20 protein-coding genes and 1 pseudogene are annotated in these 23,362 nt (G+C 57.6%); 13 read left to right on the top strand and 8 right to left on the bottom strand.

Annotation, left to right across the window (positions count from 1 at the left end; genetic code table 11):
- Positions 1-527: 527 nt before the first annotated feature.
- The 3 genes from HB375_RS18515 to HB375_RS18600 form a co-directional block, all read right to left on the bottom strand.
- Positions 528-860 carry a hypothetical protein gene (locus HB375_RS18515; protein WP_205800151.1) on the bottom strand — a complete coding sequence of 111 codons (333 nt, stop codon included), beginning with the start codon at positions 858-860 and terminating at the stop codon, positions 528-530.
- Between the two features lie 128 nt (positions 861-988).
- Complete coding sequence (locus HB375_RS12145; protein ID WP_167673232.1) at positions 989-1,465, bottom strand: DUF6998 domain-containing protein; 477 nt, start codon at positions 1,463-1,465, stop codon at positions 989-991.
- A gap of 397 nt (positions 1,466-1,862) precedes the next feature.
- Complete coding sequence (locus HB375_RS18600) at positions 1,863-2,330, bottom strand: antitoxin Xre/MbcA/ParS toxin-binding domain-containing protein (RefSeq protein WP_167673231.1); 468 nt, start codon at positions 2,328-2,330, stop codon at positions 1,863-1,865.
- A gap of 289 nt (positions 2,331-2,619) precedes the next feature.
- On the opposite strand from HB375_RS18600, the gene HB375_RS12135 reads away from it, so the two are divergent.
- A complete protein-coding gene (locus tag HB375_RS12135; protein WP_167673230.1) occupies positions 2,620-3,051 on the top strand; it encodes a MerR family transcriptional regulator in 432 nt (143 codons plus the stop codon).
- A 104-nt stretch (positions 3,052-3,155) separates the two neighbouring features.
- Here HB375_RS12135 and HB375_RS12130 read toward each other — a convergent pair whose 3' ends face one another.
- Positions 3,156-4,418, bottom strand: coding sequence for a type II toxin-antitoxin system HipA family toxin (locus HB375_RS12130; protein ID WP_167673229.1), 1,263 nt, complete (start codon positions 4,416-4,418; stop codon positions 3,156-3,158).
- 21 nt (positions 4,419-4,439) lie between these two features.
- A complete protein-coding gene (locus tag HB375_RS18595; RefSeq protein WP_425515173.1) occupies positions 4,440-4,823 on the bottom strand; it encodes an antitoxin Xre/MbcA/ParS toxin-binding domain-containing protein in 384 nt (127 codons plus the stop codon).
- 1,042 nt (positions 4,824-5,865) lie between these two features.
- Between HB375_RS18595 and HB375_RS18590 the strand changes: the two genes are divergently transcribed.
- From HB375_RS18590 to HB375_RS12090, 6 genes and pseudogenes are all read left to right on the top strand, one after another.
- Positions 5,866-6,579, top strand: a complete 714-nt coding sequence (locus HB375_RS18590) for a TnsA endonuclease N-terminal domain-containing protein (protein ID WP_425515176.1) — start codon at positions 5,866-5,868, stop codon at positions 6,577-6,579.
- Complete coding sequence (locus tag HB375_RS12115; RefSeq protein ID WP_167673226.1) at positions 6,576-8,741, top strand: Mu transposase C-terminal domain-containing protein; 2,166 nt, start codon at positions 6,576-6,578, stop codon at positions 8,739-8,741. The genes HB375_RS18590 and HB375_RS12115 overlap by 4 nt, the downstream gene beginning before the upstream one ends.
- A 2-nt stretch (positions 8,742-8,743) precedes the next feature.
- Entirely contained in the window at positions 8,744-9,832 is a 1,089-nt protein-coding gene (locus tag HB375_RS12110; RefSeq protein ID WP_205800150.1) for an ATP-binding protein, read from the top strand.
- Positions 9,829-11,661 carry a TniQ family protein gene (locus HB375_RS12105; protein ID WP_167673224.1) on the top strand — a complete coding sequence of 611 codons (1,833 nt, stop codon included), beginning with the start codon at positions 9,829-9,831 and terminating at the stop codon, positions 11,659-11,661. Before HB375_RS12110 ends, HB375_RS12105 begins: the two co-directional genes overlap by 4 nt.
- Before the next feature lie 903 nt (positions 11,662-12,564).
- Positions 12,565-15,561 carry a TrlF family AAA-like ATPase gene (locus HB375_RS12095; protein WP_343232403.1) on the top strand — a complete coding sequence of 999 codons (2,997 nt, stop codon included), beginning with the start codon at positions 12,565-12,567 and terminating at the stop codon, positions 15,559-15,561.
- Positions 15,562-15,767: 206 nt separating this feature from the next.
- Positions 15,768-16,270, top strand: a pseudogene (locus tag HB375_RS12090) (transposase); the annotation flags it as partial.
- Between the two features lie 135 nt (positions 16,271-16,405).
- Here the strand turns inward: HB375_RS12090 and HB375_RS12085 are convergent.
- Positions 16,406-16,777, bottom strand: a complete 372-nt coding sequence (locus HB375_RS12085) for an SOS response-associated peptidase family protein (protein WP_425515172.1) — start codon at positions 16,775-16,777, stop codon at positions 16,406-16,408.
- 358 nt (positions 16,778-17,135) lie between these two features.
- Complete coding sequence (locus HB375_RS12080; protein ID WP_167673221.1) at positions 17,136-17,543, bottom strand: DUF1236 domain-containing protein; 408 nt, start codon at positions 17,541-17,543, stop codon at positions 17,136-17,138.
- 278 nt (positions 17,544-17,821) lie between these two features.
- Here HB375_RS12080 and HB375_RS12075 point away from each other — a divergent pair, with 278 nt between their 5' ends.
- Complete coding sequence (locus HB375_RS12075; protein ID WP_167673220.1) at positions 17,822-17,977, top strand: con-10 family general stress protein; 156 nt, start codon at positions 17,822-17,824, stop codon at positions 17,975-17,977.
- A 423-nt stretch (positions 17,978-18,400) separates the two neighbouring features.
- On the opposite strand, the gene HB375_RS12070 is transcribed toward HB375_RS12075, so the two are convergent.
- Positions 18,401-19,930: a CYTH and CHAD domain-containing protein gene (locus HB375_RS12070; protein ID WP_167673219.1), complete on the bottom strand. Its 1,530-nt coding sequence runs from the start codon at positions 19,928-19,930 to the stop codon at positions 18,401-18,403.
- 180 nt (positions 19,931-20,110) lie between these two features.
- On the opposite strand from HB375_RS12070, the gene HB375_RS18245 reads away from it, so the two are divergent.
- From HB375_RS18245 to HB375_RS12045, 5 genes are all read left to right on the top strand, one after another.
- Positions 20,111-20,413: a plasmid stabilization protein gene (locus HB375_RS18245; protein ID WP_167673218.1), complete on the top strand. Its 303-nt coding sequence runs from the start codon at positions 20,111-20,113 to the stop codon at positions 20,411-20,413.
- A 73-nt stretch (positions 20,414-20,486) separates the two neighbouring features.
- Entirely contained in the window at positions 20,487-20,693 is a 207-nt protein-coding gene (locus HB375_RS12060) for a hypothetical protein (RefSeq protein ID WP_167673217.1), read from the top strand.
- A gap of 98 nt (positions 20,694-20,791) precedes the next feature.
- Positions 20,792-21,235: a hypothetical protein gene (locus HB375_RS12055; RefSeq protein WP_167673216.1), complete on the top strand. Its 444-nt coding sequence runs from the start codon at positions 20,792-20,794 to the stop codon at positions 21,233-21,235.
- Between the two features lie 384 nt (positions 21,236-21,619).
- Positions 21,620-22,492 (top strand): DUF4238 domain-containing protein, encoded by an 873-nt coding sequence (locus HB375_RS12050; RefSeq protein ID WP_167673215.1) that lies wholly within the window; start codon positions 21,620-21,622, stop codon positions 22,490-22,492.
- A gap of 109 nt (positions 22,493-22,601) precedes the next feature.
- Positions 22,602-23,108, top strand: a complete 507-nt coding sequence (locus HB375_RS12045; RefSeq protein WP_167673214.1) for an NADPH-dependent FMN reductase — start codon at positions 22,602-22,604, stop codon at positions 23,106-23,108.
- Positions 23,109-23,362 lie beyond the last annotated feature (254 nt).

Raw genomic sequence — 23,362 nt, 5'->3', positions numbered from 1 at the left:
AGCCGCCGTCACCGGCGCGGGCGCCGCCGCCTCGGCAAAGGCCGGCGCAACCGGAGGAAGGACGAGAGCCGTCACCAACCCTGAGACAAGGCTCAACCGCAGCAGCCGCACCAAACGGCCCCGCACCCAAGCCACCAACGCATATTCCATGCCCGCCCCCGGACAACGACCGCTCACCCGAGCAAGCGATCCCCGTTCACATTCTGCAAATTAAAGTTGTTATGGATAACATAACATAGGAGAGAATTGATGAGCAAATTTTCTTATTCACCTGTCGATCCAGCCCCGCCTACCGCCCAAGACGTGCGGATGATCGCCGATCTGCGGCGTTATGAGCCGCCATGACCGCCGATCCTCAGCGAATTTGACGTATCGCTCTCTGGCGCCTGGCGTCCGCTTCCCGGGCAGCGTCATAGGCGTGTGCCCTGTCGATCGGAATCGCGGAAATGGAATTGTCTCGCCGCCGCAATTCCCTTGCGTCATCTATAATCACGTTACGTGCAGAACGCTTTCGCTTTTTGGCGATGCTAATCAATTCGGCGCACGGCAGGATTGCAATGTCGCGTCACGATCTTTACCGCTACGCTTAGAAAACGAGGTGAGCGCAGTGAAGAAAAGTCCGAGTGACGCTGACAGGCACGTTGGCCACCCTTTCCAGAGGGTGGAAGGCTGAAGTTCATCTGGACCAGCTCGATCAAGTTTCCCACAGCGCGCATCGCTGGGCCCATATCGTTGATTCTGATGTCATCAACCTGCGGAAGATCGGCTTCGCTCTGATTGGTCGGGATCCCGAGTTCGAGCGCCTGCATCATTTGGATGTAAGCGGTCCAACGGATATGTTGTTCGTAGGCGTTGCACATGGCCTGCTATCTAGGGCATTTCTGGCCGAGGGTAGTCACATTACGTCTCAGATACCCCTTACCTACTTCCGCACTCATGCCTCCGGGGAACCGTGCTTCCCGCTCGCATCCGCGACCGTCGCGGAATCCTATACTGATGCCGGCCAGACTTTTTTGGAGATGCGCTTGAACTCGTGGACGCTAAGAGCTCCGCGCTCGCGGGCTTTAGACCCCGGGAGATCGAGCCTTTTCAAGACGAGACTGTAGGGCGCTTCCCAGATCTCCCGTGGCTCGAGCGTCTGGTTGTTGAGCAGGACGAGCAAGACGGCATCGCAATCGGCGCGTCGCTTTATTGTGCCGAGCCGCTGTCCGGGTTTCGCGTTTTCCCCATAGGCGCGCCCTTTAATTTGAATTCTCTGCGGCCCCTCAGCCGTGCGACGGATAGCGTCATATCCAGGGGTGCGCGGCGGGGCGAGATCGAGACCCAGTAGTTCAGCCGCGATATACTCCGCAACCTCTCCCGTCACGCCCAGTGGCTTCTTCGTTAGCTGGTAGTACTCCGCAGCAAGTGGCTTTACCGCAGCCAGTATCTCTCGCACGCGGCGAACTTCGGCACTCTCCGCCAATGTCCTGCTCCTTCGAAATCAATGCAATGGATCGGCGCCGTCCTCTAATGGAGGCCCATCTGTCAATCCGAGCGATGACCTCTCGCGAGACGATGTGATCGGGCGAGCCGTGCGGAATCCAAGCTCGGCACAGCCTATCTCGCGCCACCTCGAGTGCGGCGAGAATCTCCGGCCCCTCAACTTTCCTGAACATGTCTAATGCCAAAGGCTTTGAGCGAATAGGCTGCCGGCCAAGCACAGCCAGACCTCTCGGCGCCTCTACCGGCGACCTCGGTCGCGACTAATTCAAGATCTCCGTCGCCTTACCCTGGACGCGCCCGCGGGAAACCCGCTGATCGAGCGCGCGCCGGAAATCGCGAGGCTCAGGGCAGCCGCTGGATCCCCCGCGGGCCAGCCCTTAAGTCCATCTGAGGTCATCGTCTGTGTAAGGTATGAAGTCGCTATCGATCTCGTTCGGCCCCGGACCGCCCTGGATCAGCCCCATCAAATAGCGACGCACATCCCAAATGCTCTCGGTAGAGTCGTTCCTGAGCATGCTCAAAGGCGTTCTGCCCAAAAACGGCAATGCCGTGTTCGGGTTAGATAGCCAACAACGCTCCTCTTGTTCGGACGAGAAGAGGTGCCGTGCGGCTTCGGCGACCCTAAGCACAGCGGCAATCCGCGCTGTTTGATGAGAGCTGAATATTATGGCGCCGTCAGTCTGATTGATCGCTATCCACCGCCTCAGCTGATCAACGGAACCGCACCGGAGCAGCTGAGCTTGATCGTCTTCGGACAGAGTCCAGCGCTCTACGAGTTCCAGAAAGTCATTCAGTCCTGGAGACCGAATGCGTTGCCATTCATCGATGTTTCTGGGGTCGCTCATGGTCCCCCTCCCCCGTGAAGCTATACACCTTACGCGACACGGCCACATCAAGTTCGATCAGACCGAGCTGCATCCGCTCACTCTAAACGCTCGTCGTGGCACCCGTCAGCTTTCAGTGCCGCGGTTTGACCCTCTCCCCGAGGTCATTGACAGGTCGTATGGTCCGACTGGCGTCACCAGCTTTCGAATGCCGAGGCGACATTGGCCACCAAGCCACGGGGCGTCGAAATTTCAGTTATTGCAGTTATGACTCCGCTCGCCCTATATTCAGCTCGAAAGGAGACGCGCCATGGTCGCTCATGTGCTCAGCTACGTGCAATTGCCAGAACGTGACTTGAAGCAGATCGGGCTCCGTCCCAAGGCTGACAAGCTCGAGATCCAGCTCCGCGTCGGAAAAGACAAAGACGTTCAGCTGCCTCCGCAGGCGATGAAGCTGGTAACCGTATTGCTCGATCACCTTCTTCGCGGCGAACGTGTCGCGGTCCTCGTTGACGAGCCGGAATTAAGCCCGAACGATATAGCCCCGATCCTCGGAATTTCACGACCCTTGGTAGTCCATCGTATGGATATCGGAGATTTGCCGTTCAAGTATGTGGGCAAACATCGACGCGTCAAGCTTAAGGACGTCCTCTCATTAAAGGAAAAATTGGACGCTCAACAGAGGGCTCTGAAGGTCTTGGCCGAGGACACCGAGGAATTAATGCGCAGCCATAACCTTTAAGCCTCGCCATCTACGATACCTGTAACTTCTGTGCTTTCGCACTGGAGCGACGAAGTGGTCGCGTTCAACCGACTGCTGAAATCAACCTGGGGCATCGGCAGAGGTCATCGCCGCAGCATTGCCTTAACAGAGGTGGAACCGACAACGAGTGTCCGGCCTGAACCAAGGCTTTGATCGATACCTTCCTGCCAGGCCGCGAGCAATGACAGTCCTACCTCCGGAAATTGAGCGCGGTCAGCGAAGTAAGCCCGAACGTCGTTAGCGGTGTCCGATATGGCGTCCGCTGTCGCTTCCAGCATAGCCTCGATCTGTTTCTCACCGAGGTCGGCTCGGGTCCGACCCAGACTCGTCAGCTTTTCGCGATCCGGCCATCGTGTCGTGCCGCTAAGTGTGAGCGCCATACCATCGTTGGGAAGGTACGCCCGCGTAGTGATGAGGTCGTAAACGGGGGCAAGCTGCGGATCTTGGGTGACGTCTTGATACACGACGCCAAAGTTTTTCAGGTGTGCATCTCCGTTGCGGATGGCGCAATTCAGCACAAAGAGCTTGTAGAGGCGTTCAAGCGCCTCTCGATGGCCGGCACCCGTGAACTCGGCTGCCCGCTTGAACAGGCGCGTTTCATAACTGCCCATGTATTTTCCAGAGGACCTAAGGGCATTCAGGACACAGAAATCCTCGAATCCCACGCGCCCTCCATTGGGGCTCAAGTCGAAGCGCTCCAAAACGAGGGCAGCCCCGTCATCGGAAAGATGGAACGAGGGAACCTCAAGCCCCACCCGCTGAGCAACCTTCAGGCAGAAGTACTCATTGGCGGCGAGTTCTGGGTATCCGCCGGGAGACCAGAACTTGACGATATGGGTCGCGCTCCTAGCGCTCGACCGCAGGCGGTCGGGAGGCCCCGGCCTATTGACGGCGCGGATCAAGACCTTGGGCTGTACGCCCGAAATTCCGGAATGGACGGCGAAGCGCTCAAGAAGGTGATCGAGCAACCCGTCGCCGCGCCGCGCGCGAAGGACTTCGTCGACCGATTGGAACGGAACATCCTCGTTGAGATCCACATCCGGTGCTGAATAACGCAGGCGCCCGATCTGAGAGCTCCCCACGACCGAAAGCAGATCGAAGTCATCGAAACTGCCAACGGTCTTCGCAAAACGGCGGGTCAGAAGGCGCCGCAGGGCACCTTCGGGAAGGTTCATATCGAAAATCGGGGCCAGCCTAGCGCGGGCACCCCACGAGGCTGTGCGATTACGCATTGTGAGTGAAATGGCATCGTTCTCGGTGGCATTCGCTTCATAGGTGAACACCGAGCCGAATCCGTGGCGGTCGACGCCTCCCGCCAAACACCTATCAGTCCATACGCGGAGCATGTTCTTCCTCTGATCGGGATTTCAATGAATCACCCCAGCGTAATGCGTCTCCAGATGGTCTGTTACCTGCGCCAGTCCACATGAAGACTGAATGATATCAATCGGCCGGGCACCCAGGGCGGTGTTGTCACTATTGAACCATGACGCTGCTGCACTCTCGTCGCCCTGAAAAATCGCAGCGAGCCGCTGGTAAATGCGAACGACGAGAATGGCGTTCCTAATCGCCCCCTGGCTGACTAAGTCGAGATCACCTGCCCTCACGCAAACCAGAGACGCAACTCGAATTCCGAGTACGCGCGCGAGCACTTCATCAGGAATCTTGAGCCGCTCAGCCGCCCGAACTGCCGCCTTAGACACAACGACCCTGTCGGCATCCCCTATTGGCGAGTTCTCACTCAAGGGCATGTGAACACCATGAACTTGATCGTTTCCCGAGAACCGTAGGGCACGCAAAACACTGAAACAATAGCTGATGCGAGCTGATCGGAAGGTCGCTCTGGCCCAATTCCGTCCATTTCTCCGCCGTCGGCGGCTCAGCAGCCAATGCGTCATCCCGACATGCTCGCCGAGCTACTTGGCTCACGAAATCCACCCAATCATCATCAGAAAGCTCGATAGCATGAAACAAAACTACGCCACAAGCAAAGTACATCTCGCAGTTCTTTAAGGATTCGTTTGGGATTCGTTTTGCTTCGAGACGTTTCATTGCGCGCTGATCCATAACATTCCCCAGTTGTCAAGATGCGATCTCGATAGCCAAAGCTCATAAATACTTTGGATAGGGACGAGCTGATGCGCCTTTGTTGTAAAGAATCTACGGTTCTGTGAACGAATCGCGCATGTTCACCCTGGACTCTGGATGTCGATCCACTTTAGCGTCACGGCTCGAACAGCAGCCAAAGACCCACACAGAACAGGGTGCCTATGGGATCCTCCAGATGCACGACCAGAACTCGTCAGAGTCATCCGAAGCAGAGTGCCTCGGACTCGCTCCTCAGAAGTGCGGGGGAGCGCACCCCTTTTTGGGCATCGTCAGCGTGGAGAAGGCATCAAGCCGCAACCTAAACCCTCGCCGCCATGCGCGCTGAGCGTCAACGACACCGCGAACAGACGACACAAAACAATGAATAAGCAGCCCCTGATAGAACCGGCCTCTGCCTCGTCAGCACGAGCGAATGCCGAGACCGACTCCGCCTGCAATGAAAATCTCGCCTCGCACGTTGAACTGGCTCTGGGAATATCGAAAGCCGATAGTCGCGCGCGTCGACCACCATAAACGCCAAAACAAAAGAGGCGCCCCGGTTGCACCCGGAACGCCTCTCAAATTCAACCCGCCCGCTTGAAAGGTCGGTCTCACTCTAACGGCTTACCGTCGAGTGATGGGATTCTGCCCTGTCCAGTCGCACTGGTCAAGCAGCATCTCATCCTTGGCGGGAAAGGATCCGCCATGTCTTCATCTACTGTCCCGACGCTCCCAAATTCTCCAGCGCCCCTTTGGCGCCCCCCAGGCAAATCTCTTTCCTCGCGCAATGTGCATTCCCGGTCAAAGGGGGCATGCCGGCCATCCGTTGTCGGCGGCGCCGAACCACGGGAGATCATGTGCGAAAGCGGCCTTGAGAAAAAGGCTGCCCATTTCTTTCTCACCCACCCGCAAGTCGCAGATCTGCGGGAGCAGCCGAATGCCGTCGAATGGCGTGACGCGGAGGGACGAGCGCGGCGCCACACGTTCGATTTCCTCGTCACTCTCAGGGACACACGAAGGATAGCGGTCGCCGTCAAACCGAAGGTTCACGCCGAACGCAAGCATCTGCAAAGAACGCTCGCGCTAATCGCGACACAAATTCCCCGGCACTTTGCGGATGGAGTGCTCCTCATCACGGATGAGGACCTCCCCCGCGATATAGTCCATAACGCAGCCCTATTGCATCACGCCCGTCGGGCAGCTGACCCTTCCCACGATCTTATCATCCGAAAACTCATAGCGTCTCCAGGCAGGGCTACCATTGGGGAGCTTGTCGCTTCGAGCGGTCTTGGAGGCGCCGGCTTTCGCGCGGTTGTGCGTCTGATAGCAGCTGGAGCCATCCAAATCGTCGGCAATGCTCGCATCGGATACGAAGCTCCTGTCATGTGGAGCGGAGCCTCGACTGTAGAGGCTGCATGATGCCTCAATCCGAGTTCATCCCAATCTACCGCATCGGCCCGCAAGACCGCATTACTCTGGACGGTATAGCTTACCGGTTACGTCAGCGCACCAGCGACGGATACCTACTCGCTAGAGTAGACGACCCCGGTGTCATTGAGACCTTCACTTACGATCAGCTGCATGCACTTTCTGCCCAGCCGGATTACCGCTTTGAGCGTCACGCTTTTGACGTCGGCCACTTAAAGGCTCGTATGCATGCAGATGCTAACCTGATCGCTGATCTGCCGGCCAAAGAGCAGATGAAGGTGCTTTGGAAGTATACTTTCTGCACAGCCTTTTTGAAGATGGAAGCCGCGAAAAAAGCCTCCCGCTCTGACCCCTCAATGAAGAGGGCCATCAAACAGATCCAGAGCGAACTGGCAGTTCAGGAGGACATTCGAACTGGCAAGCGCGGCAAGCATGGCCACCTGGTGCGCCCTCGAGCAGGCGATCCTCAATCATCCCAGCCGCCCCGACCACCGTGCGAACGCACTCTGCGTGGCTGGATCAAGCGGTTCGAGGATTCTGGTCTGTGCGCGACCGGACTTCGTGACCGCTACCGCATGTGCGGCGATAGAGCGACGGAACGTATTCAATCTGAAACGCGAATCCTGATGGTAGAGTTCGCGCCCCGGTACGGCTCTGAAAACCGCCCCTCAATCCGTGACGTTTACAAAGCTCTCAAAGCGGAAATCGAGAAACGCAACGGCGAGCGTGCGAGCACAGGTCTCTCTAAACTGCGTCCCCCGTCCTACAAGCGCTTCGCCGAGGAGGTGCGCTCACTGCCGGAGTTCGATGTGTATGCGGGCCGTTATGGTCTGCAAGCAGCCATGAAAAAGTTTGCCATGGTGGCGAACGGACCTGACATCGAGCGCCCTTTGCAGCGCGCCGAGATCGACGAGTGGCGCGTCAACCTCATGACGTTGTGCACGAACGCGGCTCTCCACGACAAGCTTCCAGACGATCTAAAAACAGAGATTGCGACCTTACGTCCGTGGATCTGTGTAGCGATGGACGCGGCATCCCGCGTGATCCTCGGAATGAAGCTTGACGTCACTCCGACTGCCAGCCTTGCTGTCGAAACACTTGAGATGGTGGTTTCGCCAAAGAAGCCTTACGCCGACGCGGCAGGAGCGCTGTCGCCTTGTGATTTCTATGGAACTCCGGAGAGCGTTGTCCATGACCAGGGTCCGAGCTTCCTATCTACCGCCTTTCGACGAGCAATTGTGGATCTAGGTACGGATCCGGACGCACCGCCCGCGGGCTTGCCCCACCTGCGCGGCAGGGTCGAACGCCTGTTCAAAACTGCCGGAACGGGCGCTCTGGCTCCGTTCACCGGTCGGACGTTTGAATCTGTCGTCGCGAAAGGCGACTATGACCCGCAGGCCCGTGCGAGCCTCTCCGTCGAAGAGCTCTGTCAGGCTCTTGTCCGTTGGGTCGTCGACATCTATCACAACACCCCACATGCTGGTCTCGGCGGAGAAACGCCGGCAAACGCGTGGAAGCGGCTGGTCGCAAAGTACGGCGTCATTCCGCCGCCTGACCGCCATGTGCGTCGAGCAATATTCGGCGTCGATCTCTCGCGTGCCCTGTCCTCGCGCGGCATCCGTGTGCTGGGGCTCCATTACACCTGCTCTGAGCTTCAGGAATATCGTCGGAAGGTCGGTGATGTCGAGGTCGATGCTCGGCTCGATCCGCTCGATCTCGGCCATGTTTCTGTGCGCCTGAGTGAAGCCGGTTGGCTTGCCGTCCCCTGTATCCGGCCCGGCTTCGACGACGTGCCAGCACACATCTGGCTCTCCGCGTCCGCGGATCTGCGGCGACGGTTTGCTGCAGAGGCCCGTCTGAACGACGAAGTCATTGCAGCTGCCATCAGCGACGCCTGGGAGCTGGCATCAAGAGCGGCTGCTCGCGCGAACATTGTCTCGACCCGCCCGACCCGCTCGCAGCTCGATCACGCGGAGCAGAGCCTGGGCATTGGTTTTCCCGCTCCGGCGACGGAGCCGTCAACGACTGACCCACTCGGTGGTGACCTGACGGCGAGAGCGATTTCAACTGGCGGAGACAAATCGACAGCTTTTCCGCGTCATGTCTCAAGCGGGCCCATGCGGCCTTCGCGCACCGTCGAGTTCGAGGATTGATCATGATTGATGACGATTTCAATCAGGCCGTCGAGCAGCTCCGCACTTCCCTTTCCTACGGCGACCAGCAAATCGTCGCAACCATGGAGAAGGTCAAGGGCCGTTATCTCAAAACGGAATGGGACGATGAACTGCTCCGGCGTTTCACAGCGCTTCTCCGAACTGTCGTCACCCGACATATGGTCAAGGGCTCACCAATCGGCGACCGACGCAGAGAAGCTCGCGCGCTCGTCGTGGTCGGCGAGGCCGGTACAGGAAAAACTGAATCGTTGAACCGGCTTTTCCTGACCCACCCGTCCCTTCCAGGATATGGCCAGCTCGGATCTCGGTGTCCGCTCGCTACTGTCACGGTGCCAGCTCCCTGCACTCTCAAAACACTCGGAATGGGAATCCTCCAGGCTCTTGGATATCCGCTTGCTCGTGACTTGAAAGAGCACCTCATCTGGGCACGCATCCATGAGCAACTGCCGCGGGCGGGCGTGCTCCTCCTCCACCTGGACGAGATGCATAACCTGACCGACGGAGCCAATGTCGGGCAGCTCGCCAACATCCGGAAGGCCCTGAAAGGCCTGATGGTATCGCGCGAGTGGCCCGTCGGCCTGATCATCTCCGGGCTGCCGGGTCTCGTTCCCGAGATGCAGGAGATTGATGAAATTCGTCGTCGAGGCCGCTTCCTACGTGTGCCGCTTCTCAACCTTCCTGATGATCTCGAGTTGGTCGAGAAGGTGATAAAGGGGCTTGCTACGATCGGAGGTCTCGAGGTTCGAGAGGATGTCGACAGCTCGATGGCTCCCCGCCTCATACACGCAGCGCTCTACCGGTTCGGTGTGATGGTCGAATTGCTTCATGAAGCCATCGAGCTCGCCGTGTCCACAGGGGCGCCACTTGACTCGGAGCATTTCGCGATTGCCTACACCGATCGGACTGGATGCAGTGCTCCTATGAACCCCTTCGTGGCGGCGAACTGGGCCGATTTGGACTGCTCTCTTGTGCTAGTCAATGAGTCCTCCAGAGTGCCCTCCCTTTCCGATGACCTGCCGAAGGGCTCCAAGATGCGCAGGACACAACGGAAGCGGGGAACCGAACGATGACTCGTCTCCACCCGTCGCTTGCACACCGCATCGATGAGACCCCGACGAGCCTGGTGTCCCGTTTGGCGATGCTCCACGGCATCCCTTCCGTGCGGACATTCGCGCTGGACGTCGGGTTTCCATTTCAGGCCATCGTCGACGGAGACCTACGCGCGCTCACGGCCCTCGCCGAGCTCGCCGGCCAACCGATCGAACCGCTTGCCGCTGCTGCAATCCAACGGAGCGGAAATTCATTCTGCTTCAGAGGCCAGGAACTGACGCGCTTCTCTCTCCGGCGCGCCCGAACTGTGGCTTGCCCGCGGTGCCTAGCCGAAGATCTCGCAGAGAGTGCCATGCCTTGGATGGCGAGTGGACGGGCCAGTTGGCTCCTCAACTCCGTCAGGATCTGTATGCACCACCACGTGCCGCTGGTCGAATTGGCTCACGCGCACACTCCCCAGATTCTCCATGACTTTGCTCGAAGCGTCGCGCCCGCACTAGCAAACATTCCTTGCTTAGCAGAGGAAGCCATCGAGGAAGCCCCGACGGCGATGGAGACCTATCTCCGCGACCGCATTGACGGAAAGCGTGGGCCCGCCTGGCTCGATGCACTGCCTTGGTATGCGGCTGCTCGCATCTGTGAGATTATCGGGGCAGTCGTGGAGTTTGGAGTCCGGGCCCCGATCCGGACCTTCAACGACGTGGAGTGGCGGCGCGCGGGAGCTACCGGGTTCCAAATCGCGGCTGGAGGCCATGAGGGCATCCGGGCCTGCCTTGAAGCCATGCGCCGCAGCCCCAGTCGGCGGTCTGACAACGGTGGCCCGCAGGCTTGGTTCGGACATCTCCACACGTGGCTGACTCATACGCAGGCGGATCCAGCTTATGATCCTCTCCGCGATATCATCATCGATCTCCTGAGGGAAACCGTTCCACTCGGGCCCCAAACCCGCTTCTTCGGACGGCAAGTCGTCGAGCGGCGGCGCTTCTATTCGATCCGTACAGCATCGCGGGAAAAGGGACTTCACCCGAAGCGCTTGAGACGGATTCTGGTCGCGACGGGCATCATACCGGCCGATCATCAGAATCTTACCGACGATCGTATTGTATTTGAGGCAACAAGCGCGGAGCAGGTTCTTATGCGCGCGCAACGTGCGATCAGCCACAAGGAAGCCGAGACATACTTGAACGCTGGACGGGTCCAGACGCAGCTCCTTGCCAAGCACGGATTTATTCGTCCGTTCGCTGCGTGCGGAAAGGTATCCTTGCGGCGCCACGCCTACGACCCAGCCGATCTTGAAGCATTTCTGGTCGCCCTGCTCAGCAGAGCTGTGCCCATTGCCACGTTTAAGCCGCCGGTCCATCCGATTGCACAGGCGGCGAAGCGCGCGAATTGCGGAGCCGCTGAGATCGTCCACTTGATCCTCGATAAAAAACTCCGCTGGGTGGGGCGCAAGGCGAATGAGCGTGGCTATGCCTCTATCCTGGTCAATACTGAGGAGGTCAAACGCCTAGTGCGAAGCGATCATGGAGACGACCTCACGCGCCGGCAAGTTGAGACATTGCTTAGGACTTCTACCCGAGTGGTCGACGCACTAGTCGCAAACGGAATCCTTCCAACTAAGCCGGCGATCAGCCCTCTCAACCGCTGCCCTTATATGGCTATCCCGAAACGGGCGCTTGACGCATTCATGGTCGAATACGGCTCCCTACAAGAAATCGCGCGGGAGAGAGGCTTTCACTTCATGGCATTGAAAAGGCGGCTTATGGCCAAAAACATCGAGCCCGCTTTCGACCGCATGTGCATCGGGGCTACGTTCTACCGGCGGCGGGACGTCCCCGGCGACCTATGACCTGAGCCCCTCCTGGCTCAATTTGGAGCCGGCCACCTCGTTGTGGCCGGCTTTTTTCTGACCAGTACAGACCGAACCTCCTCAAAGCTGCGGAAGGACTTTGGGTCCACTTGCGGCAAAGACAGCCCGAGAACGATGAATCTGACGTCAAAAAAATCAACGTGTTAGGATTGCACCTGCGGAAAAACATCAGCCCAATCCACACATCGATCTGAGGACGCTCGCAAAGGATGGCCATAATCACCCCATAGCGCGCCTCAAATAACGCCAAAGCCCGCCTCACCCCTTGAGGCGGGCTTTTTCGCGATCGATCCGGAACTCTGCCTTCGTCCCGGCGAGTTGCGTCGGAAGCGTCACAGCCAGCGAACGGCATAGCAGGAGCCGGGTGGTCCAGCCTTCTTCAAAAATGGCCACGCCTGACGGATGATTTGGGCATGTAATCGCAAGATGCGCGCGATAGTGCCATGGAAAACAAGCTCTTTCTGCAAGTACTGGAGCACGCCCAGCAACGATCCGCAAGCGATGAAGGACGCGCTGATCGAGCACAAGCGAATGCAAACGCCCCACCTCAACTGGACGGGTAAGGCCGAGCGGCTGAAGGGCATGGATGCGGGCGGGCAATGGCGGCAGCCCGACCTGTTCGCCGCAACGTCGAGAACCTGCCGCTGCGCCAGGCGTCACTATGGAGCCGTGTCCAAATTGGCGAGGCTTGCTCTACCACAGACTTTCATCTTTCGGCGTCAGGCGGTGCTTGTTGCTCTAAGGTCGTGAGAACACGCCTTGATTGCTTTTTTCACCCGGCTAGATTGTACCCGCGCTTTTATCTAGGCGCAGATTCGTGATCCCGCCGGACGACAGGCACGGCTTCTTCGGATCGGAAACCCGTCACCTGGAGTGCTTCGGATGAGCGAGTCCCCGACGCCGCGTGCTACCAAACGAGAGACTCATCGAGGATCGCAGTGGCTTAAGTGGGACCTGCATTTACACGCGCCCGGTACGAAGCTCTCTTGCGGATATGGCAAACCGGACGACGCGACGTGGAAACGCTTCGTGGATATTCTCGAACAATCCGAGGTCCAGGCCTTTGGCATAACGGACTATTTTTCGTTCGACGGCTACATGAATACCGTCAAGCGGTATCGCCAATTGTATCCGGACTCGACCAAGCTGTTGATTCCGAACCTGGAGCTGCGTTTGACCGAGACGGTCAGCATCGACGGCAAAAACGTCAACACGCATGTTCTGATAGACCCGGCTGTCGCGTCGCCCGAAGCCTTGAGCAAGTTCCTCAATGACCTTGAAACGCATATATCCGTCGGTGGCAGACGGTTACGCTGCAGTGAACTGACATCTGCGAACTACGCTGCGGCCACCGTCAGCATACATGATGTCATGGACTCCCTAAAAGGATGCTTCGCGCCGGAGCAATACATTATCGTTACCGCCGCCGGAAACGATGGCCTACGCGGTACCGCCAAAAATTCGCAGCGTAGCAAATCCATTTCCGATGAACTCGACAGGATCAGTAGCGCTTTCTTTGGGAAGTCGCGCAGCACGGCATTCTTTCTGAGCGACTCTCGGTACGAGGACGGGTCGAAGTCGGAGCCTAAGCCCCTCTATGATGCCAGTGACGCTCATTCCTTTGAGGACCTCGGACGTTTAACAGGCGACGAACCGAGTTATCAATCGACCTGGATCAAGGCAAATCTGACTTTTCGAGGTCTCCGTCAGACGATCTTCGAACCGGAACATCGCGTCTTTGTCGGAGACCGTCCAATCGTTCTCGTCCGGCTCGAACGCGAGGCGACGCAGTTCATCGACAGGCTGGAGATCAATCCCCTCGCCACCTATGCCGGTCATAACGGAACCTGGTTTCGGAACGTCGAAATCCCGTTCAACCCTGAGCTGACTGCCATAATAGGGAATAAGGGAAGCGGCAAAAGCGCTGTCGCGGATATTGTCGCGCTGCTCGGAAATACTCGCCAAGCGAAATATTTCTCGTTTCTAACCGACAGTCAGACCAACAGGAAATTCAAGCGGCCCGGGTTCGCCGAGAATTTTTCGGGTCGTCTCGTATGGAAGAGCGAGAGCGTTGTCGAACGGACTCTGAACAATGATGTCGATGTACTCGAGCCGGAGGCGGTCAAATACCTGCCACAGAACTACTTCGAGAGCCTGACGAACGAAATCGAAGTCCAGGCACTGCGTCGAGAAATCGAAGACGTCGTATTCTCGCACGTCGACATCAGCGACAAGATGGACGCCAAGAGCTTCCGCGATCTCGAAGAACGGAAGACGTTGAACAGTCGACAGGAAGCTAGCCAGATCAAGACGAAGCTGCGGGAACTCAACATCAGGATTCTCGAACTCGAGGAACAGAACGAACCTGCATTCAAAACCAAACTGCAGGCGGAACTAGGGGTCCTTCAGAAGCAGGTGTCCGCACTCGACGCGTCGAAGCCTCCGGAGGAAGCTGCCCCGGCTGCCCAGAGTGCGGAACAGGAAGCGGCGACAGAAGAAATCGCGTCGCAAACCCGGTTGCTGGACGACCTTGCTGCGCGTGAAAAGAGCGCCGTCACACGGCTCGGTTGGCATAAGACTACATTGCAAGAGGTCAGTGACTTCAGAGACGCCGTAAATGCCCTGAAAAGCCGTGTGCAAGGTGACAAGGAGGTTTTCAAAACCAAGTATAGTGGTCTTGGCTTCGATGTTGACCAAGTCATCAGTCTTTCCGTCAACCTCGAAGAGGTCACGAAGAGGATTGCGGCTGTGAACGAAGAAATCGCGGCGATTGAGCGCGAGAGCGCCATGGTTTTCGATTCAAAGACCGATCTTTCCAAAGTCGCCAGTATACCCGACCTGCGTGCCGCGCAGAAATATATTGCCGATCGCATCGCCGAGATGCGCGCCGCTCTCTCGGCACCTCAACAGCGCTATCAAAGGTATGTGCAGGCCGTCCGCGAGATATCCGAGCAGATCAGCGATATCGTCGGTCAAAAGGACTCGCCGAAACTAGGTACGATCGCGGAACTGGAGGCCCGCATTGCCCGGATCGACAACGATCTGCCGGGTGAGTTGTCCAAGGCGTATGAAGATCGCAAGGCGCTGTGCTTGGCCCTCTTCGAAAGCAAGCACAAAATAAGAACCTTCTACGAGGGTTTGAAAACCAAGGTCGAGTCGCGACTCACCGCGGTGAGTACCGGCGACTTCAAGGTGTCGATTGACGCGTCTTTTGTACCGTCTGCCAAATTCGGTGATGAATTCTTCAACCATCTGAACCAAAACGTGAGCGGTCCTTTCCGCGGAGTCGCGGAAGGCGCACGCGCCCTTCAGCAGAAGCTATCGATAGTCGACTGGAACTCCTTCGAAAGCATCTTTGCCTTTGTGGACGATGTGGTCGGATCGATGAAATCGGGTGACATCAGACGGCAGACCAAAGACGTCAAGAAATTCTACGACTTCCTTTATTCCCTCGAATACTTCGAACCCCGGTACGAGTTGAGACTGGGAGGCAAAGACCTGAACCAGCTTTCCCCCGGAGAGAAGGGGCTTCTGCTGCTGGTCTTCTACCTACACCTGGACACCGATAGCTCGCCCCTCATCATCGACCAACCCGAGGACAATCTCGACAACGACAGCATATTCGCCGTACTCGCAAGGTGTATTCGCGACGCGAAGAAAACCCGGCAGGTCATATTGGTGACGCATAACCCAAACCTCGCGGTCGGAGCCGATGCCGAACAGATCGTCTATGTCCGGTTGGACAAGGTGAACGGTTACAGGTTCAGCTATGATTGCGGCGCGATCGAGAACCCGAATACCAACGGGCATATCGTAAGGGTGCTCGAAGGTTCGCGGCCCGCCTTCGTGCAACGTCGACTCAAGTATCAAATCACCTGATGGCAGAGTATTGCGGTGTTGCTTTCTGTTGCAACGTCCGCATTTGGCGAATATTGTTGAAAAACCCACTGTTGCTGATGCTTGGGACGCATGATTCAATCCCCTGAGTGATTTGCGGGGGATCATGCGGATGATGGGATTTCAGGCGGCTCCGGTACAACTTTTTTACGATTTCAGTCTCGATGAGCATGTGCCGGCCGATCATCATCTCGGTCTTCGACAAATCCACCCGAACCGATGGAACCTTCTCGCGCGCCGACTTCGTCTGGAACGGCGAACACGATCGTTACGTCTGCCCGGCGGGACAGGAACTGAAGCAATTCCATCGCAGCTATGCGACGCCTCGATCGGGCATCACCAGTGAAGGCACCCGGCTTTACCGAGCCCGCAAGAAGGATTGCGATGCTTGCGAACTGAAACCACGCTGCTGCCCGAACGCTCCCATGCGCAAGGTGCCACGCGATCTCCATGAAGACGCACGCGATGTCGGCAGGGCAATTGCTGGCACACCGGACTATGAGCGCTCGCGCGCAAGAAGGTGGAGATGCTGTTCGCTCACCTCAAGCGCATCCTGCGGATGTCTCGCCTGAGGCTGCGAGGCCCGTGCGGGGCACGCGACGAATTCCCCCTTGCCGCAACCGCCCAAAACCTCAGGAGACTGGCAAAGCTCAGGCCGCCGTACCGCTTGGCCGTGGCAGCAGCCCTGTGAGGAGTGCGCCTAACTCCCGCGCGCAAAATTCTAGGACGCCTCGGCGGCCTCAGCGCTGTGAACGATCTCACCGTCGAGTTTTTCAACGAAATCGGCGATCATGGTACGGCGCTACATCCCGTCCTGGCTCAGTCGTCAACATCGCGAATGCCGGCGGTCGATCCGCCTGTCCTTCCCGCCAAATTCCGGCAATGTCATAAACGGAGCGCCATTCAGGGCGAATCGATGCTTCACCTTGGGATACTTTTTGCCCGTGAACTCGAAGAAAGCTGATGCCAGGATCAGACAGCGGGTGCTGCCGTCGAAGCGGCGCCCCTCCGAGCGGAAATTGAACACAGGACCGCCCTTTCCTGACGGCGGAAGGCTGAAGTTCATCTGAACCAACTCAATCAAATTTCCCGCGGCTCGCATCACGGGACCCGTATCGTTGATCCTGATGTCGTCGGCCTGCGGAAGCTCGGCTTCGCTCTGATTGGTCGGGATCCCAAGTTCGAGCGCCCGCATCATTTTGCAGTACGCGCTCCACCGGACATGCTGTTCATAGTTGTTGCACATGGTCCATATTTAGGGCGCATGTTCCGGCGCTGGAGAGATTCGCAGGGATCACGAGCGCTCGCATTGTGACGGAGGTGAGAAGGTCCGGATCGAAAACTGCGGCTCGGCTGATCCGTCGGAACCGGAGCCATAGCGGGTTGCCCGACGGAAGTGAACCTCGCGTCGCCGGGCTACCGATGAAAAGCCCATACGGCATTTAACCCCGCCATCGAGCAGACGACGTGGGGCCTTTCTGGACCCGAGTTCTACCGACGTACTACTATAGGGCGGTCGCCGACGGAACGCAGCGAGCGCCGATAGCGGCTTCAGCCTAGTGAAGAACCTGCACAATCCTGCGGGTACCGGGCTCCACAAGCACAGGAATACCGTTCACGACGGTGTAACGGTACTGTTTCACCTTGTATTGGGTCGGGACCTCGCGAAGGACTACGCCCTCTTCAGGCAAAACAGCGCCCACGCGCACTTCCTCTTTATAGGTGTACGAGGGAATATGCTGTGTCGTGACGTAATCACGAAATTCTCGCTGCTGCTGATCCGCGATACCGCCGACAATCGCGCCGGTGACACCGCCTACTGCTGCGCCCGCCGGACCGCCAACGGCAGCCCCGCCAGCCGCACCTGCTCCGGCGCCCACCGCAGCGCCGCCGGACTGTGCGAGAGCTGAACCGGATGTAAGGACGACGATCACGGCGCTGGCTAGGAAGATGCTTTTTGACATTACCGTTGCTCCCGAAACGATTCAAACAACAGAACGCCTGTGTGTCCGAGGTGGTTCGAAGCGTCACTGAAGAAGACATTGGCTCCTGGCCAGGTGGCATCTGCTGTCGCCGTGCCCAGCGAAGCAAGGAATTGGTTTCCCGAAGCTGACACATCAGATTCTTGAGATTCTTGCGGCCCGCAATTTGATCATTATTGCGCAGGTCGAACCGAGCGCAAAAGGCACCGTTGTCTTCGCAACCATATGCAGTGCCATGTGGGATTTGTAGGAGAGTGACGATGCCCCAGAGTAAAGGCTCAGGACGCGGCTCCGCGTCGATGGATGAAGACAAGCAGCGCGAAATCGCCAAGAAAGGCGGCGAGGGCAGCTCGGAGAACTTCAAGAAGGATCCCGAGAAAGCCTCCGAAGCAGGGCGTAAAGGCGGCAAGCGCTAGCGTCATAGCGGACCGAAAAAGAGCCCCTTTTTGGCGGCTCTTTTTCTATAGAATGTCGGCAGAATGTCAGCGAACCTTCCGCTCAATTCCAGCCATCGATGAGAGAGTTCCAGATTGCGCAGTTCGATTGGTCAGCGAGAGGGGAAACCTTTTCCAACGGGAAGGTTTAGAGTTGTGTGGCGATGAGCAACAGGGCAGCAATGGGCCTTGGCTTTGCGCAACGCCACCGGTGGATCGCCGAGTGAGGTGCACAGAATGCGCAATTCTTACGCGCAATCCGGACACCCTATCTCGGCGATCTCCGCTCATGCGAGAACGTACGTCCTGAAAAACTTTATCCCGTGCGTGCTTACTGACAAGGGAACGACTGAACGGTTCGGGGAGCCCGTGCAAGTGACAATCCTGTATGTCGCGCCGTTTCTGCTAAAACTTGTGCCAGAATGGCCTCCGCTTGCTCAACCGCTTAATAGCCTTCTCGGCTAAGATCATCTGCTTTTCGGGCGTGGTCGTCGCGCCGGCGACGATACCGGCGGCAAAGGAGGCCTGAGGATTCGCCTTTAGCGCCGTATCTCCTGAGATGGAAACCATGAATTCGCGTCCGACGATGGCATCGTTGAGCTTCCCGAGGGAACGCTGTAGGTCGTGCAGCGCATTGTCGAGGTCGGTATATGGCTTGCGTGGCGCCAGCGACTGAAGAAACTCAGCCATGTATCGAAGCTTTTTTGCCTTGATCCGGACCCGATGGCGCCGCTTCGCATCAAGCCTTGCCAGCTTTTGCCCAGCTTTCATGACGCTTGCGAACCGCCGTTGCAGTTCGTCGGCGGCGTAGACCTCGATTGGCTGCGTCCGGTGAAGCCGGGCAACGCTGTCGGGGTCCGACAGCCACTCACCGAGCTCCATTGTGCGTTGGGTCGCCAGCATCAGATTGAAGTATCGCTCGGAGACGAGAGCCGCAAGCAACTGATCATAGGCATGTTCGCGGCGATCTCTGATCTGCCGCCGGAGGTCCTCGAAACCTGGACTGTGCTCGTGTTGGAGACGAACCTGGTCCAATCTCTTTGCGAGGAAGACATCGAGGTCCCGCGCCTCGCCCAAAAGATCGGAAATCCACTTGAAACCAGCACGGATCTCATCCGCCTCCCGGCCTACGAGAATGGGTTTGAACAAGGACAAGGCCGCCCGGATGCGCCGGACAGCCACTCTCGTTCGATGCAGGGGCTCTTCGGCGCGCGTTTGGCGTAGGAGGCCGTCGTTGACCGACAATTGGCGTAGGCAGGCGCGTAAAATGCTTTGGATGGCCGTGGCGGTGCTCTCCCCCGCGTTGAGAGACAGCAGCAGATCACGCTCGGGCGTTTGCGAAGTTCCGCTGGCCAGCCGATAGCCACGGTCGCCCTTGCTGACGACGGAAACGGCCGCCTTCACAGGTCCACCAAGGGCTCGGGCAAGTTCGAATAGCGCCTCCGGCTCGCCCTGCTTCAGCTCTAGCTCGGCCTCACAGATCGACTCGTCGTCGTTTCCGGTAACAACCCGCCCCCGGTCGATTGCTAGCTCAATTTCGGCACCGTCATACAGGAGCAAGCCCTTCCGCCGCTCGATGTCGACCCAGAACAGGGGGATGAGGTCGTTGCGCACCTTCCTTTTCTTCAACAGCCGCTCCGCCGGACTGCCTGTGGCGGCCCCCAGGTCGGGAAGCTGTCCTTCGACTTCTCGCTCCCATTCGCCTCGGACGACACCATGGCCAGCTTTGACCGTTTGCACCCGCCTTGGGCCATCCTGCCGAATCCGCAGCTGTAAGCCGGCCTTTTGCAGCGCGCGCGAATGCGTATCAAAGTAGACGGACTGAAGATGAGCTGTGCGCAGTTGTGCTGTGGCAACCTGGGGCATGGTTGCCAACTTGTCGGCGGCTTCGTCCGAAAGCTGAAGCTTGATCTCGAATTCCTGATCGGACGGCATGGCCGAATCCTGTGCCATCGATGCGGGACAACTGCGGCTACGGAGTGCGTGTTCCCCGTTCGCGCCGTGCGGCGACGAGAGCCATCGCGTTGGGATGAGCCGATTGAGGTAGCGTACTCTCGCTTACTCTGGAACCGCTCCTCCCTTCTGTCGTTGGCAAGCATCTGGGAGATATGAGCGATGCCTCGCGGAGATAAGTCAAAGTATACGCCCAAACAGGAGCGGAAGGCCGATCATATTGCCGAGCACTACGAGGAGCGCGGCGTACCCGAGAAGGAAGCCGAACGACGGGCTTGGGCAACGGTCAACAAGGATGATGCCGGGGGTAAGAAATCCGGCTCCGGACGCGGTAAGTCTACGGGGAATCCGGCAGCACATAAGGGGGGTCGAATAGGTGGCGCCGCCTCAGCGGCGAGGCCGAAAAGCGAAAGATCCGCATCTGCCAAGAAGGCTGCCGCTACTCGCGCACGTCGGGAGCACTGAGAGTAAGTTCAGCTTGGAGCTTTGAGCGTTCGATTGCCTGATTGCGTATTGTGATACTCATGAGGAGAACAGAATGCGTTACATATTGATCGCTCTTGCCACCGTGCCTCTGTTGGGTGGAGTCGCATTGGCCCAAACCGCGACATCGGTCTCGCCCGAGTTCGAGAGGGCGAAGCCGACGGATGTGTTAAGTTACAATCTTGTTGGGCTCGATATCGTCAACGACCAAAATCAGACCATCGGAGAGATCAAGGATCTCCTGCTTTCCTTGAACTCCTGAGTGAGAATGCACCAGAGGTCAAAGATGACCAGGAGGCGGCGCGTCTTTTCCGAATTCCCGAGGCGGCCAAGCGTGCATGCTGTTCGGCTATGGAGATCGTGCGGCTGATCCTCGACCGGAAGCTGACAAGGGTCAGGCGCCGAGCCGACGTTGCCGGTTATCTGTCCGTGCTGGTTGATTCCGAGGAGGTGAAGCCTTTTGTTCAGGGACAAGCGAATGGCAGCCTTTCTTTGCCTCAGGCCGAACGGAGGCTTCAAACCAGTACGCGCGTTCTGAAGGCTTTGATCGGCTGTGGGCACCTCCCCTCCCATATCGAGATCAACCCTGTGAACCGCTGTCCTAGGCAAGTCGTTCGCCAAGACGATCTCGACGTCTTCATGAGCAGGTACATCTCGCTTCATGTCGCCGCCGAAGAGAGGGGTATCCACTTCCGCAAGCTGAAAACGATGTTGACCTCGGCTCGTGTCGTCCCGGCGTTTGCAACGGGAGAAGTGCATGCCGCATTTTATGAGCGGGACATGGTGATGAACCTGAAACCATAGACATGCGTTTGAAAGTGCGAACCTCCGATCTCAAGAGGTATGATCCACTCCAAAAGCCCCGGCATGCCGGGGCTTTTTCATGCGGACCGCCAAAGTGTGCCTCAGAGTGAGGCGTACTGATGAGTATTGAGGTGAGGTAATCTGATAGGTAGCATCACCTCCAAGTTGAGGCATTCCCAATTAGAAAGCCCTTATTTTCCAATACCTTGATGGTATGTATGAGGCATCCTTTGGGGGCATCTACACGATCGCCGATGCAAGTACGTTGCAGCAGCAATTAAAAGGGTAGCCTAGTAAAGGCTGCCCTTTTTACTTAGAAGACTCGCCTTTTAAGGTCCGATCGGATCCCAACATGAGCATTTGGAAGGCTTGAGCCTCCTAGTCATGCAAGAAGCCCGCAATCACCATTTCGTACCGAAACTGCTTCTACGCCCTTGGTTAATAGAAGAGTCAAAGCGCCAATTGAACTTGTGGGGCTATTATTGGGATCAAAAGCGTAAAGAGATCGCCTGCAAACGAAAGGGGCTAGACAGCTTCTGCTGCCAGATCGATCTGCTTTCCCTAAGCTCTCATCAATTGGGGAGAGACGCCATAGAGCGAATTTTTTTCGGACAGATTGATACGAAGGGAGCGGTCGCCCGCAATGCGCTGCTCGAATTTGGCCCTAGCAAACTTGATGTCGAACAACGTTTTGATTTTGCTCGTTTGATTGTTTCTTTGGAATCGCGCAGACCGACGAGTGTTAGGATGCTGCGAACCACAGCTAATTCCTTTAGCGACTTACTTGATACTGACACCGAAGTGCGCACTCATTTTGAGCGCGAAGGGATTGATGACAAACCATCTGTCTATTTTGAGAAAATAAGCGGCTCCACAATCGAAGATAGAATACTAACAGTAATTCAGAAAATCACCGACAGCCCGCGATCTTATGAACCCTTACTTAGAACGCATTGGCATTTGCTTCGCTTGGGATCGGGAGATGGATCATTTCTTTTGGCAGATCGCCCCTTGATACGTGACGGATCAATCAAGGACTCCAGTGGTGTTTGGGCCTTACCACTAACACCCAAAATAGCCTTCCTCGCCTCCCAAAATCGCGAGGCTTTAAATCGGATCGAAAGATTAAGTAAATTTCAAGTTTGCCGACACGTTAACATACAAAGCGCACTTCAGGCTGAGCGTTTCGTTTTCAGTACGGAAACAAATAACTCTAAGTGGCTCAGCAAATATCTAGGTCCACACAGAGGAAGGTAAGCGGACTCTTCCTTTCCGTCATGGCCGGGCTGTAAAGGGTCAATGGGCTCGGAGACTCAATCTGCTATTGTCATGCTCAGCATCCCCGATTCTCAGAATCCTCAGCACCATGCACCTCCTCGCCCTCTCTGGCAGCCTGCGCGCGGGCTCGTTCAACACCAGCGCCTTACGCGCGCTGCAAAAGCTCGCGCCGAAGGGTGTTGTGATCACGCCGGATGAGAGCATCGGCGCCCTGCCCCATTTCAATCCCGATGTGGAGATGAGCGAGCTGCCGGAGATTGTCGCGGCGCTTCGGCAACAGGTGGCGGCAGCGGATGGATTGGTGATCGCCTGTCCCGAATATGCCCACGGCATTCCAGGCTCCTTCAAGAATGCGCTCGACTGGCTCGTCGGCAGCACGGACTTTCCCGGAAAGCCGGTGATGCTCATCAACATCGCGCCCCGCGCGTCTCACGCGCAAGCCGCTTTGCACGAAGTGCTCACCACCATGTCCGCACGGATCGTGCATGAAGCGGGCGTGACCGTCGACATGCGCGATGCCGATGCGATGTACGGGTTGCAAGCTGGGCTCTCGGCCTTCGTGAAGGCTTGCAAGGGTGCAAGGGTTTCCGTGTAGCTCTCGCCGGATAAGATGCGCGAGAGCCGCCGCGCCTCTTTCGGTATCGTCAGCGTTTATGGGTTCCGGGCTCGCCCCGGCCATCTCGATCAGGGACCCGCGACGCGAAGCGGATCGGGATCACCGGCGTTCCTTACGCATCCGATCCCTCATCGTAGAAGAACGTCACCGGCATCTTCTGCACCCGCGCCACGCACTCCCGGTTGGGGATTTCGCCTCGTCGCACGGCCATCCACCTGGAGGACAGCCTACGG

It is taken from the genome of Microvirga terricola, assembly GCF_011777495.1.
GTDB classification, from domain to species: domain Bacteria; phylum Pseudomonadota; class Alphaproteobacteria; order Rhizobiales; family Beijerinckiaceae; genus Microvirga; species Microvirga terricola.
The sequence above is the reverse complement of the archived record's forward strand: the minus strand, read 5'-3'. Positions and strand labels throughout refer to the sequence as shown.